9 protein-coding genes are annotated in these 17,381 nt (G+C 33.6%); all 9 read left to right on the forward strand.

What is annotated here, in order from left to right; genetic code table 11:
- The first annotated feature begins 9 nt into the window (after nucleotides 1-9).
- The 9 genes from D4A81_RS04955 (at nucleotide 10) to D4A81_RS05000 (ending at nucleotide 17,365) form a co-directional block, all read left to right on the forward strand.
- Nucleotides 10-1,287 carry an O-acetylhomoserine aminocarboxypropyltransferase/cysteine synthase family protein gene (locus D4A81_RS04955; RefSeq protein WP_111525524.1) on the forward strand — a complete coding sequence of 426 codons (1,278 nt, stop codon included), beginning with the start codon at nucleotides 10-12 and terminating at the stop codon, nucleotides 1,285-1,287.
- Between the two features lie 19 nt (nucleotides 1,288-1,306).
- Nucleotides 1,307-2,803: a carboxypeptidase M32 gene (locus D4A81_RS04960; protein WP_111525525.1), complete on the forward strand. Its 1,497-nt coding sequence runs from the start codon at nucleotides 1,307-1,309 to the stop codon at nucleotides 2,801-2,803.
- A 487-nt stretch (nucleotides 2,804-3,290) separates the two neighbouring features.
- Nucleotides 3,291-3,893 carry a DUF1819 family protein gene (locus tag D4A81_RS04970; protein WP_111525541.1) on the forward strand — a complete coding sequence of 201 codons (603 nt, stop codon included), beginning with the start codon at nucleotides 3,291-3,293 and terminating at the stop codon, nucleotides 3,891-3,893.
- Nucleotides 3,893-4,471, forward strand: coding sequence for a DUF1788 domain-containing protein (locus D4A81_RS04975; RefSeq protein ID WP_172621791.1), 579 nt, complete (start codon nucleotides 3,893-3,895; stop codon nucleotides 4,469-4,471). The genes D4A81_RS04970 and D4A81_RS04975 overlap by 1 nt, the downstream gene beginning before the upstream one ends.
- An 11-nt stretch (nucleotides 4,472-4,482) precedes the next feature.
- The gene (brxC, locus tag D4A81_RS04980) at nucleotides 4,483-8,136 is read left to right on the forward strand and encodes a BREX system P-loop protein BrxC (RefSeq protein WP_111525527.1); all 3,654 of its coding nucleotides are present in this window, start codon (nucleotides 4,483-4,485) and stop codon (nucleotides 8,134-8,136) included.
- Nucleotides 8,137-8,181: 45 nt separating this feature from the next.
- Nucleotides 8,182-11,856 carry a BREX-1 system adenine-specific DNA-methyltransferase PglX gene (gene pglX / locus D4A81_RS04985; protein ID WP_111525528.1) on the forward strand — a complete coding sequence of 1,225 codons (3,675 nt, stop codon included), beginning with the start codon at nucleotides 8,182-8,184 and terminating at the stop codon, nucleotides 11,854-11,856.
- Nucleotides 11,857-12,038: 182 nt separating this feature from the next.
- Nucleotides 12,039-12,659 carry a DUF6088 family protein gene (locus D4A81_RS04990; protein WP_111525529.1) on the forward strand — a complete coding sequence of 207 codons (621 nt, stop codon included), beginning with the start codon at nucleotides 12,039-12,041 and terminating at the stop codon, nucleotides 12,657-12,659.
- On the forward strand, nucleotides 12,643-14,802 hold the full coding sequence (locus tag D4A81_RS04995) for a helicase-related protein (RefSeq protein ID WP_162902548.1): 2,160 nt from the start codon (nucleotides 12,643-12,645) through the stop codon (nucleotides 14,800-14,802). Before D4A81_RS04990 ends, D4A81_RS04995 begins: the two co-directional genes overlap by 17 nt.
- Complete coding sequence (locus tag D4A81_RS05000) at nucleotides 14,792-17,365, forward strand: sacsin N-terminal ATP-binding-like domain-containing protein (protein ID WP_162902549.1); 2,574 nt, start codon at nucleotides 14,792-14,794, stop codon at nucleotides 17,363-17,365. The genes D4A81_RS04995 and D4A81_RS05000 overlap by 11 nt, the downstream gene beginning before the upstream one ends.
- The last annotated feature ends 16 nt before the right edge of the window (nucleotides 17,366-17,381 follow it).

Raw genomic sequence — 17,381 nt, forward strand, 5'->3', positions numbered from 1 at the left:
GATATATTAATGTCAAATTACAATATAAATACAATATGTGTACAAGGCGGTTATGAGCCTAAAAATGGAGAGCCAAGAGTGCTTCCAATAGTACAGTCTACAACTTTTAAATATGAGTCATCACAGCAGATGGGAAATCTATTCGATTTAAAGGAAGCAGGATACTTCTATACAAGACTTGCAAATCCTACAAATGATGCTGTAGCAAATAAGATATGTCAGCTTGAAGGCGGTGCGGCTGCTATATTGACATCATCCGGACAAGCTGCCAACTTCTATGCCATATTAAATATAGCAGGTGCAGGTGATCATGTTATCGCATCTTCAGCTATCTATGGAGGAACTTACAATTTGATAGCTAATACAATGAAGAATATGGGTATAGAAGCTACATTTGTGGATCCGGATATTTTGCCAGAAGAGCTTGAAAGTAAGTTCAAACCAAATACAAAGCTGGTTTTTGGTGAAATTTTATCTAATCCTTCACTTAAAGTTCTAGATATAGAAAAGTTTGCAAATGCAGCACATAAGGCAGGTGTGCCTTTAATAGTTGATAATACATTCCCTACTCCTATCTTTTGCAGACCTTTTGAGTGGGGAGTTGATATAGTTACACATTCAACTTCAAAATATATGAATGGTTCAGCAAATGCTGTAGGTGGAGCAGTTGTAGACTCAGGAAATTTCGACTGGGAAAAATACAGTGAAAAATTCCCCGGGCTTACAACTCCGGATGAAACATATCATGGAGTAGTATATACAAAAAGCTTTGGTAAGGCTGCATATATTACAAAGATGACTACTAATTTAATGCGTGATTTGGGGGCAATACCTTCACCACAGAATTCATTCTATCTTGGATTTGGTATGGAAACATTACATTTGAGAATGGAAAGACATTATGAAAATGCTTTAGCTATTGCTAAATATTTAGAAAAGCATCCTAAGATATCTTGGGTTTCATTCCCGGGACTTGAAAATGATAGTCAGTATGCTTTGGCACAAAAATATCTTCCAAAAGGAACTTGTGGAGTTGTATCATTTGGTATTGCAGGTGGCAGAGAAGCAGCAGTTAAATTCATGGATTCGTTAAGACTGGCAGCTATAGTTACTCATGTGGCAGATGCAAGAACCTGTGTACTACATCCTGCATCAACTACACATAGACAGATGAATGATGAAGAACTTGTGGCAGCAGGAGTATCACCTGATCTTATAAGAATTTCTGTGGGTATAGAAGATGTTCGTGACTTAATAGCTGATATTGAACAGGCATTGGAAAAGTAAATTTAAAGAAAGTGAAAATATGAATACAAAAGAAAAATTTAAAAAGTATCAGGACTGGTTATTTAAATGTTCTGCATACCAGATGGCGTTAAATATTATTGGAATTGATAAGCAGACGGTTGCACCAAGTGCAGGAGCTGCTTATAGAGATGAGAGATCTGCCTATTTGGCAGGAGAACTCTTTAGCTTAGAAACAGATAAAGAAATAGTTGATTTATTGAAAGATTTAAAAGATGATCCTGAGGTAAATGATGAGGAAAGACGTGCTATAGAACTTTATTATAAAAGAGCTTTGGATACTGTTTGCATACCTAAGGAAGAGTTTGTGGCTTTTAAAAAGCTTTGTGATGAGTCATTCGATGCATGGATGCTAGCAAAATCAAAGGCTGACTATTCTATATTTGAGCCATATTTAAAGAGAGTAATAGAGAGTCAAAAAAAGTTATACGGTTATAGAAGCAGTGATAAGAGCATATATAATCAGATGCTTGATGATTTTGAGCCGGGTATGGATGAGGAAAAATATGATGCATTCTTTAATGCATTAAAGGAGAGACTAGTTCCGCTTATAAAGAAGGTAACAAAGGCAAAACAGATTAAAGAGGATTTCCTACATCAAAGCTTCCCTATAGAAGATCAAAAGAAATTTATGGATGATTTACTCAAGTACTTACATTTTGATTCTTCATGGGGGTATCAAAATGAGTCTGAGCATCCATTCACTTCCTGGACATGTCAAAATGACTGCCGTACAACTACAAAGTATCTGGATTCAAATGTGGCATCAGCTATTTTATCCACTGTACATGAAGTAGGACATGCATATTATGAGCATAATACCAATCCAAAATATGATGGAATGATCCTATCAGAAGGTATATCTTCAGGAATGCATGAATCACAGTCACGTTTATGTGAGAACTATCTTGGACGTACTATGGCTTTTTGGAAATATAATTATCCGAAGTTACAGGCATACTTCCCTAAGCAGTTAGGTGAAGTAAGTTTGGAAGATTTTTATAAGGCAATCAATGTCTCTAAGCCTTCATTTGTCCGTACGGAAGCAGATGAGCTCACATATCCATTGCATGTTATGATTCGCTATGAAATAGAAAAGGGATTGTTTAATGGTACTATTTCTACAGAAGGACTTGATAAAACCTGGAATGCTAAATATAAGGAATATTTGGGAATAGATGTACCTAATGATAAACTTGGTATCTTACAGGATGTGCACTGGTCAGATGGAAGCTTCGGATATTTCCCAACATATGCACTTGGAACAGCATTTGCAGCACAGTATGTACATGCAATGAAAAAGGATCTGGATGTAGATAAATTACTTGAAAACAATAAATTTGATGAAGTGATGAATTGGTTAAAAGAAAATATTCATACCTATGGCTTTCGCTATGAGGCACCTGAGCTTATGAAGATGGTAACAGGAGAAGAATTTAATGTAAACTACTTCCTAGACTATATTGAAGAGAAATATACAAGGCTATATCAGCTATAGAACTAAGGCTCTCATTCCCTTAAAAAACACTATTATTTAAGGGAATGAGAGATTTTAATTATTTCACTCAGTCTAGGTTCAGTTGAAGGTGCACTTAGAAAATTGGTATTATTGGATGAACTTAAGAGAGAAGGATCAGGTAAAAATACTTATTATAGACTGAACTAAATTAATAGAACATTTATAGACATATCGTTTTGAACAGGTATGTCTTTTTTATTTTCTTTGTAGTAGAGTGAGAGTTGCGATTAGGATTGTAAAACAAAGGTTATAAAGTTGCTACCTGAACTGTAACGAGTGAGAAAATATTAAAAAGAAATAGAGTAGTAGGATGTAGGATTTTCTAATCAAAAATGTTATTATTGTAATAGTGTGGTGTTTTGTGCAAATAGATAAAAATATAAAATTTTGTACAGTAAATAACATAAGAACTGAGTCCGTACAATGGGACAGAATAAGTATTATAATAAAATGGAGAGTGGAATATATGGATAGAAAAGAGTACAGTGCAAGTGCTGTAAAATTATCCTTCTGGTTCATGGAATTTCGTAAAGTTGTAAGTTTACTTGCAGCGGGGAAGACTTTAGAAGAAATAAAAGAAATCAATAAAAAAGAAAATATATTTGGTGCACCAACTATACTTCGTTCTGAACAAATATTCAATACTGTTTCAGGAAGAATAAAAGCGATGGATAAAAGTTTCATAGAGATATTTCAAAACAGTGATGTTACAACACAGAAACTATTTGCACTTATTGCAACACTCAGCCTTGATACACTATTCTTTGATTTTGTTTATGAAGTTATTAGAGAAAAGATGATTATTGGCAGTAATACATTTGCTGATAGCGATATTCGAATATTCTTTAAGGATAAACAGTTACAGAGTGACAAAGTGGCAAAGTTAACAGATGCAACCCTTAGAAGATTGGGAGGCTCATATAAAACAATGCTTTTTGAGGCTGGACTCACGGATAAGGGTAAAACAGAAAGAAAAATATTAAAGCCGATATTAGATCCGATTATGGAAAGATGGCTTAAAGACCACAATATGGAAGCCTGTTTTAAGGCATTGACAGGAGTTAGATGATGGCAGACTTAGCAAAAAGGCTTGATGAAATGGAAGCTGAGATAAAAAAAACTAAATTTCGCCAAAGTAGCGGAAGAGCAAATGAGGTAAACTACTGGGTATTTGACTATCCTCCGGAAAATGAAATGGAAGTTCGTGAGCGGATAAAGTATCTTAAGAATAAAAATCAAAAGGGTGCAGACGAGTTTGAACTGGTGGTTTTTGATCTATATGATATAATCATTGACTTTCTTGAAGATAAAAACTTTATGGAAAAATGTTTTGATTTTGAAAAGAAAAAAGGTTTTGAAAGAATAACAAAGGCAGTAAATAATTCTATGAAGTTCAATGATGATGACAGCATTATTGTAAATTACATAAAGGAAAACACACCGGATAATGCAGTAGTATTTTTGATCGGAATAGGCAAATGCTATCCAATTCTTCGCTCACATAAGGTACTTAACAATCTACATCAGGCATTTGTGAAAGCACCTGTTGTTATGTTTTTTCCGGGCACATATAATGAGCAGGAACTTATTCTTTTTAATGAGATAAAAGATGATAATTACTACAGAGCATTTAAGCTCGTAAAATAGGAGGCAGTAAAATGCAGATTAAAGATATGTTTGCCAAAAAGATTGACCGTGAAATTCAGGGAGTAATCATTGTCGGACAGGGAGAAGAAACAAATGTATCACAGGAACTTGAAGAATATGTGGTTACGAGAGAGCTGCAAAAGCACTTTGCAGATTTTTTTAATGCATACAAAAAGAGTATTGATGGAAATACACCAAAGATGGGAGTATGGATTTCAGGTTTCTTTGGAAGTGGTAAATCACATTTTTTAAAAATACTATCATATCTTTTAGACAACAAATTGGTTGGGGATAAGCATGCCATAGACTATTTTATTGAGGACAAAAAGATAACAGATAATAAAGTACTCTCAGATATGCAACTGGCAGCAAATATACCTGCAGATGTTGTTCTTTTCAATATTGATTCAAAAAGTGAGTCAAACGGTAAGCAAAATAAAGATGCTATTGTCAATGTATTCTTGAAGGTTTTTAATGAGATGCAGGGATTTTGCAGTTCCATGCCTCATGTTGCAGACCTTGAGAGAAGACTGGTTGAAGTGGGTAGATTTGATGAGTTCAAAGAGGCATTTGAAGATGAGTATGGAGACTCATGGGAGGAATCCAGAAAAGACTTTGACTTTATTCAAGACAGCGTGGTAGATGCACTTGTAAGTATGGAATATATGAGCGAAGCAGCTGCAAGAAACTGGTGTGAGAAGGCTATCGAACCTTATAACATAAGTATAGAAGATTTCGCAAGACGTGTGAAATCATATATAGAAAGCAAGGGAAATAATCACCATGTAGTATTTCTTGTAGATGAAATAGGACAATACATTGGTGATGATTCCAAACTAATGTTAAATCTACAAACAGTAACAGAAGAGCTTGGTAAAGAATGCATGGGAAAAGCTTGGGTAATAGTTACTTCACAGCAGGACATAGACTCTATTACCAAAGTAAAGGGAAATGATTTCTCAAAGATTCAGGGACGCTTTGATACAAGATTATCCTTATCAAGTGCAAATGTAGATGCGGTTATCAAAAAAAGAATTCTTGATAAAACAGATACGGCAGCACAGACACTTGGACTCTTATATGAACAAAAAGCGACTATCATTAAGAATTTGATTGTATTTAATGATGGTGTTGAAAAAAAGCTTTATGCAAATGAAAATGATTTTACAGAGAGCTATCCATTTGTTCCATACCAGTTCAATTTGCTTGCAAGTGTGTTGACATCAATTCGTACACATGGTGCCTCAGGTAAACATTTGTCAGAAGGTGAGCGCTCTATGTTGGCTCTATTTAAGGAGTCTGCATCAACATTGAAAGAAAAAGAGATGGGTGTAATTGTACCGTTCCATCGTTTTTATGATGCCTTGGAAAACTTCCTGGATCATAGTCATAAGGGAGTTATAAGTAAAGCCTATGATAACAACTATATAAATCCTGAGCAGAAAGAATCAGATGTTTTTACTATTAATGTATTAAAGACATTGTTTATGATCAAGTACGTAATGGAAATAGAATCAAATATTGACAATATCACCAGTCTGATGATTGAAAATATTGATGATGATCGTATCGAACTAAAGGGTAAAGTTGAAGAAGCGATCAAGATACTTATAAATCAGATGCTGGTACAAAAAAATGGAAATATCTATTTGTTTTTGACAGATGAAGAGCAGGAAATCAACAATGAAATTGAAAAAGAAAATGTTGAAATGTCAGAAGTCATTACAAAGATCTCAGAAATGATATTTGAAGATATTTTTATAGATAAAAAATACCGCTATCCGGAGTTTTCCGGTAGATACTCATTTTCATTTAATCAGGTAGTAGATGATAGACCTTATAAGTCAAATCAAAACTTTGATATAGGACTTCGCATTCTTACACCTTGGTATGATGGAGGTATGGATGATGCTACACTTCGTATGAAGTCAGGACAGGGCAGAGAAGTTTTGGTAGTACTTCCAAATGATGATGAATTTTTGACAGAGATGAGAGCCTATCTAAAGATTGAAGGATTCCTTAGAAAGAATACATCTGCAAAGCTTGCAAAATATGAAAAGATAAAAGAAACAAAGCGTGTTGAGATGAGAGAACGCAATGACAATGCAAAGCTTTATCTTACTGAAGGGTTAAAAGAGGCGACTATTTATGTAAATGGTGATATTGCCAGGTTGTCATCTAAGGAAGTGAATAATAAGATAAGCGAAGCCATAGGTCGTTTGGTACAGACAGTTTTCCACAAACTTTCATATATTGATACCGCAATGGGAGAGTCAGATATTAGAAAGCTTTTGCAATCCACAAATCAGATGCAAATGCAATTGGCCGGTGGTACAGTAGCGAATACACATGCATTGGATGATGTACAAGGCTATATTGCTATGAATTCAAGAAACCATATGAAGACATCTATGAAATCTGTAAAGGATCGTTTTATGAAAGCACCATATGGATTTGTAGAGGATGATATCAACTGGTTGATAGCATGTCTGTTTAAGAGAGGAGGTATTGCCTTTAGTGTAAATGGAGTGCCTGTAAATTTAGACAATAAATCTGATGACGAAATATTTAACTATATCACCAAAAAAGCATTTGTAGAAAAGCTTTTGATGGAAGAGAGAGTGCGTGTTAGCGAAAAGGATAAAAAGGCAGTTCGTGATGTAATGAAAGAAGTATTTAATACTACCGTATCCACAGAAGATGAAGATAGTATCATGAGGGATTTTAAGAGATTGTCATCAAATATGTTAAATGAGATGGATAAACTGGAGGTATATTACAGACAGTACAATTATCCGGGAAAGAATGTACTTGATAGTGGCAAACGCCTGTTACAGTCAGCAATACAGATTAACGGAGCATTGGAATTTTTCTCACATATCTCAAAATATAGGGATACTTTCTTTGATATGGCAGAGGACTATGAACCTGTAAAAGCATTCTTTGGAGGCGAGCAGCAGAATATATTTATGCGATCATTGGATATGCTTGCAATATATGAAGACAGTAAGACCTATATTGTGGATAGCGAATTGGAAGAGGTTGTTGAGAAGATGAGAGCTATTCTAAAACAGGATAAGCCGTATAAGAATATACCTAAACTCCCGGAACTTAGAGAGAAGTTCACAAGTTGCTATACAAATATTTTGGATGACCAGCTAAAGCCTGTAAAGGATTCTATACGTCAGGATAGAGATCGTGTATTTGAAGTTTTGAATACAAAATCATATAGAGACGAGAAATCTTCACGGTATGCGAAAGCTTTTGATGAGCTTATGGATGGAGTAAGTGAGTGCAATAATGTTTCGACTCTTCGTAGTTTTGCAGACAAGGCAGAGGCGTTGAAACTTCGTCTGCTAAATGAGATGACAGCAGAGGACAATAGAATAGCACTGGAAGTTGCGAAAAGACTGAGATTGGAGCAAGAAAAGAGAAAGGAAGAAGCAAAACAGCGTGGTGATGAAGTAAAGGCTGAAGCTTTTATTGAAGATGTCAAGCAGGAATTTAAGGTTCGTACTACAAAAAATATTTCCATAAAAACGGTAGCTAAAACTGCTTCTTGGAGACTCGAAAGTAGGGAAGACGTTGATAAATATCTGGCTTCACTTCGTGAGAATCTTTTAAAAGAGATAAATGAGGATATTATTGTAAATATTGAGTTGTAAATAATATTCATATATAAAACATATAAAAAATAACAGGAGAGTTGTATGAATAAGGCAGCCATCAAAAACTTTGCTATTTGGGCAAGAAATAAACTTATTGCAGATATTAGCTACCGTGCAGGACTTATGGGAATAAAATCGGATGGAATAGAAAATGCCCTGCCGCAGTCTACACCGAGCACGGAGTTTTATAATATTGGAACTGAAAATCCCTATTCTATAAGTGGAGATGCTATAAAGCAGAGAAGAAGACTGGTAGAAGTTATTCGCCGGAAAGAAAATGAAAGTGATTATGCTACAGCCTATAAATATATCATTGAAGAAGTAGCTTATACTTGGTTTAACCGTTTGATTGCTATACGCTTTATGGAGGTAAATGATTATTTACCTTCTCATATGCGTGTGCTTTCTTCTGATACCGGAAAGCTTGAACCTGATATAGTGACAAATATATGTGATGCAGAGTTGGAACTTACAGCTGAAGAAAGAGAAAAAGTAATACAGCTAAAGACAGAAAATCTGCTGGATGAACTTTTTTGTATGCTCTTTATTAAGCAATGCAATGCATTAAATGAATATTTGCCTGAACTTTTTGAAAAAACGAATGATTATACCGAGCTGCTTTTAAATATTTCTGTTATTGATAAGGATGGAGTGGTATATAAGCTGGTTCATGATATATCAGAGGATGACTTCAATATAGAAAAAGGCGGACAGGTTGAGATCATAGGATGGCTGTATCAGTATTATAATACAGAGCCAAAGGCAGAGGTATTTGGCAGACCTTCAGGCACAAAGATAAGAAAAGAGGATGTTCCTGCGGCAACACAGCTTTTTACACCCGACTGGATCGTAAGATATATGGTAGAAAACAGCCTTGGTCGATTATGGGTGGAAGGACATCCAAATGATGAGCTGAAGTCAAATTGGAAGTACTATCTGGAAGAGGCAAAGCAGGAGCCTGAGGTAGAGGAAAAACTGGCGGAAATCCGAAGAGAGTATGCCGGACTAAATCCAGAGGATATCAAGATAATTGATCCATGTATGGGAAGCGGTCATATTTTGGTATATGCATTTGATGTATTGATGCAGATATATGAAAGTACAGGATATGGTCAGAGAGATGCGGCTAGAAGTATATTAGAAAACAATATCTATGGTCTGGATATAGATGATAGAGCATTCCAGCTGGCATATTTTGCTGTAATGATGAAGGCAAGACAGTATAACCGTAGGATTCTAACCGGTGAGTATAAGCCAAATCTATATTCTATAAAAGAGAGCAATGCAGTCAATAGAGCTCATATAAAATACTTTGGTATGGGCCTAAGTGAAGTTGATAAAGAAAAAGCTATAACTCAGATAAATGGTCTACTTGATACATTTATAGATGCCAAGGAATATGGCTCTATACTAACAGTGGAAGAATATGACTGGGAGCTTTTGGAAAGGTTCATAGAAGATAGTGATTCCTCCGGCCAAATCAGTATGGAAACAGTGGGTATAGAGGACACAAAGGAAAGACTATTGCAACTGATAGCACAGGGTAAGGTGCTGGGGGAGAAGTACTGGGTAGCGGTTACGAATCCACCGTATATGGGTAATATGCCATTTAAAACAACAGAATATATTAAAGAGTATTATATAGATGAAAAATATGACTTATATTCAGTATTTATAAAGAGATGTTCTGATTTTATTGTTAGAAATGGTATAACTTCTATAATAACACAACATACATGGATGTTTATTTCTAGTTTTGAAAAGTTTCGAGAAAAACTTATGATGAAAAACTATATTTCAATACTACACTTAGGGACTAGAGCATTTGAAGAGATAGGTGGAGAAGTAGTTCAAACAGTAGTGACTATATGTAGGAATACATTTATTCATAATATTAAAGTAACTGTAAATAGACTTGTAGATTATTTGTACGCAAAGGAGAAGGAAAAAGCATATTTAGAGAATAAAAATGTATATACAATAAAGCAAGATAACTTTAATTTATTGCCAGGTAAACCAATAGTATATTGGCTCCAAGATTCATATTTTTCAGCACTTGAAAAAAAATCATTTATTCGTCTATTTGTTGAAAAGAAAGCTGGAGTTGTTACAGGAAATGATAATTATTTTGTAAAAGTGTGGTACGAACCGGCTTTTTATGACATATCATTTACAGGAGCAAAACATCTAGAATATTCAAAGTATCACATAATGTCAAAAGGTGGAAGTGCTTGTAGATTTTATGGTAATTATGAGTATGTAATAAGAATAAAGGATTTATGGGATGAAAGAAAAACTAATACTTCTGTCAGGCGTGGAGATTCATCTTTTTATTTTAAAAAAGCTATTGGATGGTCACAAGTAGGAAATGCACAGAAAACATTTAGATATATAGAAAACTCTATTTGTGGTACAGCAACTCCCACAATATATTTAAAGGATGAGAGATTTTTTAATTATATACTGGGTTTCTTAAATACTAAAATAGCATTTGAGTATTTGAATGCATATAATCCAACCATTAATTTACTTACCACTGATATTTGCAATCTTCCTTTAATTATGGATGATTCAGCCCTTATAATAGTGGATAGATTAATAAATTTATCTATTTATATTTCCAAATCCGACTGGGATTCCTACGAAACCTCATGGGATTTTAAATATCACCCACTTATAAAAAATTTCATCTGTGATACTACAATAGCCACTGAGCCAAGAACCATTTTTGACACCTATCACTCATGGGTATCTGAATGCGAACAGCGATTCTTGGAACTCAAAGCCAATGAAGAAGAACTGAACCGCATCTTTATAGACATCTACGGTTTAAAGGACGAACTTACTTCTGAAGTATTAGATAAGGATATAACTGTTCATAGAATATTTGACAGTAAGGAAGATGTGCCGGAGTCTATGAAGGGTTCGGCTTATATTAGAACCAAGTGTGATGAGATAGTTTCCCTTCTTTCCTACGCCATCGGCTGTATGTTTGGTCGCTACTCTTTGGACAGCGAAGGTCTTGCCTATGCAGGTGGAGAATGGGATGAGTCTAAGTATGACACATTCAAACCTGATGCCGACAATATTATTCCGCTTACTGATGAGGAGTATTTGGAAGATGATATAATTGTCCGCCTTTGCACTTGGTTAAAGGTGGTTTATGGTGAAGATACTCTGGAAGAAAATCTTGATTTTATAGCAAAGGCACTTGGAAATAAGGGAAATACCTCTCGTGAGATTATAAGAAATTACTTTTTGAATGATTTCTTCAAGGATCATTGTCAGACATATTCAGTTACAGGTTCAGGTAAGAGACCTATCTACTGGCTTTTTGACAGCGGAAAGCAAAACGGATTTAAAGCACTTATCTATCTACATAGATATAATGCAGATACTATTGGCAATCTTCGTATCGACTATTTACACCATATGCAGCGAATCTATGAAAGTGAAAGTAGCCGCATGCAGGATACTATAGACCATAGTACCAATGCCAGAGAGGTAGCGACTGCGACTAAACGCAGAGAAAAACTTCAAAAGCAGCTGAAAGAATGTAGAGAATATGATGAGAAGATAGCCCATTTGGCACTAAGTCGTATAGAACTTGATCTGGATGACGGTGTAAAGGTAAACTATAGAAAGCTTCAGACCGCAGCAGATGGCAAGTTTTATGAGGTACTGGCAGACTCAAAGAATATAATGAGTAAAAAATAGAATGTATTTGTTAGAAATAACAGGCATCTCAATAAGTACAAATATAAAATCTCAAGTGAAGTAAAGTTTATTGCTGACAGGAGCGAAGGATGATTAAGCGAAAATTAAATAATATATTTAAAATACGTTATAATAAATAAAGTAAAAACAATAGTCAAAAATCGTTACAAGGTGGTGATTATATGTTATATGAATATTTGCTAAAAAATTATAAACCGAATGAGCCTATATTTACATCAGATATTGAATTGGGCTTGAGTGGAAATACTCTTAGACCTTTACTAAAGCAACTTTGTGATCAGGGATTATTGAATCGCTTTGATAAGGGAGTATTTTATATTCCATCACAGTCTAGATTAAAAGGTGGGATACCTATAGTAGCCGGAACAGTGGCTAAATATAGATATATAAATCGTCGAGGAAAAGTTGAGGGATATTATAGCGGTTATACATTTGCTAACCAAGTGGGAGTAACTTCACAGGTTCCTGTCACAGTTGAAATAGTATCAAATGAGGCAAGTGCTAGAGTAAGGGATATAAAAATCAAAGATCAGACAATACGTCTTAGAAAACCTAAAACAACTGTAACAAAGGATAATGCTAAAGTATTACAATTCTTGGATTTTATTTGTGAGGTGGATAGATTATCAGATGAAAGTGAAGATGTAATTTCTGATCGTATAAGAGATATCATAAAAAAGCAGAACATACAGAAGCAAGATATTGACGCTTATATTTCATTGTATCCACTTAAAGTATATAAGAATTTCTATGAAAGGGAGCTATATGATGTATTTGCATAATGACAAAGAGTTGTATAAGAAAATACCTAAAGCATTGTTTAACAGTAAAGCCTTATTTAATCCTTATCAATATTTGCCATTTAATAAGATGATGAGTTGGGATAATGAGAATGAAAGATACATAGAAAATGGTAAAAATGTACTAGTAACCGATGAGGTTGGGGTTGGTAAAACATTTGAAATAGGAATAATTTTAAGAGAATTGTTGCATTTGAATCCGGAGCTAACTGCTTTGATCTTATGCCCTGTAAAGCTATGTGAGAATTGGAAGAAAGAATTATATGATAATTTTTATATAGGAGCAATCAATTACTATAAGGAAAAAACTTTTGGTCAAATAACAATAGTACCTTATTCATATTTTTCTTCCGCAAGTTCAAAATCATTATCAGAAGATATAAAGAATGAATATGAGTTAAGAAATGGGGGCTGTGAAAGAGAGCAGGAAACACTATATTTGACTGAAGAATTATCGAGTATTTTACCTTATGATATTTTAATTTTAGATGAAGCTCATTATATTCGAAATAAAGGTAAATTGTGGAGATATGTTGATAGACTCATAGAAGAAAGTGAGGAAAATGAATCCAAAACAAAGATATTTATGACAGGTACCCCCGTTTTCAATAATGAAGAAGACTATAATAATATTACTGAACTATTAACGAAGGATCTACCAAAAGGAAATATTCAAGAATTTGGCATTACAAAGACTTTACAATCTGAAGCAAATTGTTATGACAAATTATTGGAGATTGAGGTGTGGAATTATCCTAAAGCAACCACTGGTAGTGGTTTAGAGAATAAACAAAGTGGAGTAACACCGAATAACATAGAAAAAGATATTATTGATGAATTATATGCTACAAAAGATGAGGATGATGGAAACACTAGGGAGAAGTCAAAATATGGTCGTTTAACCGGATTTTTAAAGAGGATAGCCTCTAGCTCTATATATTCATTGAAGAAATTTATTGAGAATAGATATGAATTTTCTACAGAAATTTTAGAATACCATGAAAGTACTGAGAAAGATTTTGATACGGAAGATTTTGAAGCTGATGATTTAAAAGATATTCTGAAAGATTGGCAGCCTAATGATGATACGAAGCTTCAGGCATTGCGGGAGTTGATTAAATCGGAGTTTGATAATAACAGTAATGAAAATAAAAAGGCTATTATTTTTTCTTGTTTTATTACTACCTGTGAGTATTTAGAAGAACATTTAGGGACTGATTATCATGTCTACTTGATTACAGGACGAACAAGTGCAGAGCAGGTTGAAAACATGAAAGCAATGTTTGAAAAAGATGAAAAACCATCAATATTAATATGCTCTGATGCAGCGAAAGAGGGTCATAATTTGCAGTTTTGTCAGCTTTTGATTCATTATGATTTGCCATATACTCCAGCAGCTATAGGTCAGCGTAATGGTAGAATATATAGAAGAGGCCAAGAAGGAATTCCAAAGGCATTTTATATGTTATTTAACCAAGGGTATGATTTGCGACTGTTTGGGGAAATAATTTTAGGAAAATGTCAGGTGATAAAAAATATGGAGGAGGAAGGTAAACTTTCCTGGATTAATATTTTACCAAATGATGCAAGGGATTATGTAAATGCTTGTATAGAACAATATATTGAAGAAAGATTAAATGAGAGTAATAAAGAAAAAATCATAGCTGCAAAAGAGTTATTAGAAAAAAAGTTTTCAGAAATAAGAATCAACGACGAGGGAAAGAAAATTAGAGATGAAAATGGAAATGTAAGTAAAGACTGGAATTATAAAAGAGCAGAGGAACTTTATAACCAAATAAATGAGAATTTTACCGGCAATATTACAGAGGCATTGACTAATTTATTTACAGATGGAAATGAGATAAATGGAAATACCTTGCAAGATTATTATAAGCAAAAATATGATGATGAATTAAAGAAGTTTTGCGAAGATTACCTGGAGGCAGATTTTAGGGAAAGTTCAGAGTCTGCGAAATATATATTTAAGGAATGTTGTAGAGAAATTCTGGGAGGAAAATATACTAAATTCTGTCATGATATGATTGATAGTGACATCACCATAGGAGAATATAAAGAACAGTTTGAACCACTGAAAGAATGGGAGCAGAATGAGAATGGGAAATGAAATTCAAATTAATAGTCTGTTAGAAAAAAGAGACAAATATCCAGCACTTTGTACAAAGCTTGATTGGTTGCGCTTGCGTTGTCTTTTGGAAACAGAAGCAATGTTGCAGAGTGATGTATCTGCTATGTACAGTAATGCAGATAGACTTATGAACAGATTTCTGTCTAAGTATTTAAATGACTCGGTAAAAGATACAGATGGTGATGGAGTATTTTATTTAAAGCAGAAATACGAGACTAAAGAACTTGAGAAAGATTTTTATGAATTTCTTTCAACAGTTGAAGCTGATGAGAATATTATTGGAAAATCATGGCAAAATAATGCTAAGGTTTTTATTGAAAAATTAAAAGAATATAGAGAAATCGGTACAATAGATGGAAACCTTAGTGAGCAGTTGATGGATTATGCAAAAAAAATCAATAATGATCCTCTTAGATATATTTATGAACTTATTCAAAATGCAGATGATTGTGAATATAATAGCATAAAAAATTGTGATGACAATGAATCCCAAGTAGAAGTAAAGATTGAGATTAAGGATGATAGTCTGATAATTACATACCCGGAAGAAGGTATGACATATTCTGATATTATTGCTATCACAACAATAGGACAGTCAAATAAAAGGCTAAAAAAGAGAAAAAGAATTATTGGAGAGAAGGGAAGAGGTTTTAAAACTATTTTTTCTGTTTGCGACTATGCGGAAATACATAGTGGTAAATTCCATTTTAAACTTTCGCAGAATTCATTTGCACCGGAATGGATTGATTCTGAACAGTCAAATCATGGAACCAAAATGATGTTGCATTTTAAGAACAATTCTGGAGAAGCAAATGACAACGAAAATAAATTTAGTGCTGGTGCAGACCTATTTGGAAAAATTAAAGAGCGCTATGGCTTTAATGAAAATAAGAAAGAGAACATATTGAAAAACTGTCCGATTATTTTCACAAATAATATAGAAGAATTGGATATTCAATATAAAAATGAAACCCTTATGATGGCTATAAAAAAGGATATCAAGACTGATAAAGACAAAAAAATGGGTATAGCAAAAATAAGATATGAAATTAAAACAGAAGGAAATCTGGAATCGCCTATTTTAGAGTGCGAGTGCTATTGGTATGAAAAGGATGTTGTGTTTTCTTATGAAGAATATAGAAGCCACTATAAGGAAATATTTGAGAACGAGAAAGAGTTTAATGAAACAGAAAAAGAGGTAAAAACATATCCCGTTGTGTTGTTAGCTCCAAAATGGGAAAATGGTATAAAAGCATGGAAAGGCAATCTGTTTACATATCTTCCCACATTTACTAATATTAATGCTCCTATATCTATTCAGGCACCATTCGAACTAAATGAAGACAGAAGTTGTATGTGGATAAATGGGCTGAAAGGAGATGAACATTCAGATACTGATGATTTTGATGAATATTTTAAAAATAAAAAGGAACTCTATACTACAAAATGGAATAGAAGGTTGTTTTTAGAATTGTTTAAAGATCAGGAAAATAATACTAGTTTGGTGAAATATGCATTTGAGAAGTTAGTAGATGAAATGAAGCAAAATAATGCTAATTTATATGATTATTTACCGGCATATAAAAATAACAATCATCAGTTTTTTTTGTCTCAAGACGCAAAGTATGAGGAATGTATAAAAAAAATAAATTCTTTATGCGAGGAAGATAATAAAAATATTATATTTGAGCACTTTAAAACATTGAAATTTTTAAAATGCTTATATAACGATAATTTTTTTTGTTGTAATGATAACCCTAGGTATTTTGATGATGTGATTGATAATATATTTTTGTCAGAAACTGATGATGAAGAGACTGGATGGCTTGGAGAGTTTATAGATAAATTGCTAAACAGTGAAAATGTCAACGATGTGAATAGTAGCAGGGAACCTATACAAATTATTAAAACACTTACGGATTGCACTAATATAGAGGCATTAGGAGCTGGGAAGATAGAATTAGAAGATGAAGGAAAATTAGAATTTACCAATCTATTATTAGAAAAAAGATATGATGCGACTATAAAGGAGCTTAATAAAGAAAAACACAGTGATTATTTGCCGTTAATTGATAATAGAACAGGAATGAAAGCAATTCGAGTCGACGGTAAATATATGAAGCCAGAAGATAGTGAGCTTTGGATATTACATGAAGAAAATCAAGCGAGTAATGGCTATTTGAAAATTATACGAGATAGTACTGGCGTAAAAGATGATGAAGATAACTATATATTGCTTAGTAAAATTTATGGGAGCTCTTTTAAAAATAAGATTGAAAGCGATGACTGGGGTTCTGTTTGGAAATATATATATAAAAAAGAAGGAAATACAGAATCTATAAATTGCTCATTTGATTTATATAAAGCATTGATGCGTTACTATAGCAAAACTGATGATTGTGACTGGTACGAATATTCAAATAAATGCTTAAATAAGAACGAAGAGGAATATAATAACAGTGAAAATAAGAAATGTACCGTACAGGCAGAAAATTTGAAAACAATTTGGAAACTGAAGTATCAAGAATATAGGGGAGATTAAAATGGAGTGTGATAAT

Source organism: Lachnoanaerobaculum umeaense (assembly GCF_003589745.1).
Lineage (GTDB): Bacteria > Bacillota > Clostridia > Lachnospirales > Lachnospiraceae > Lachnoanaerobaculum > Lachnoanaerobaculum umeaense.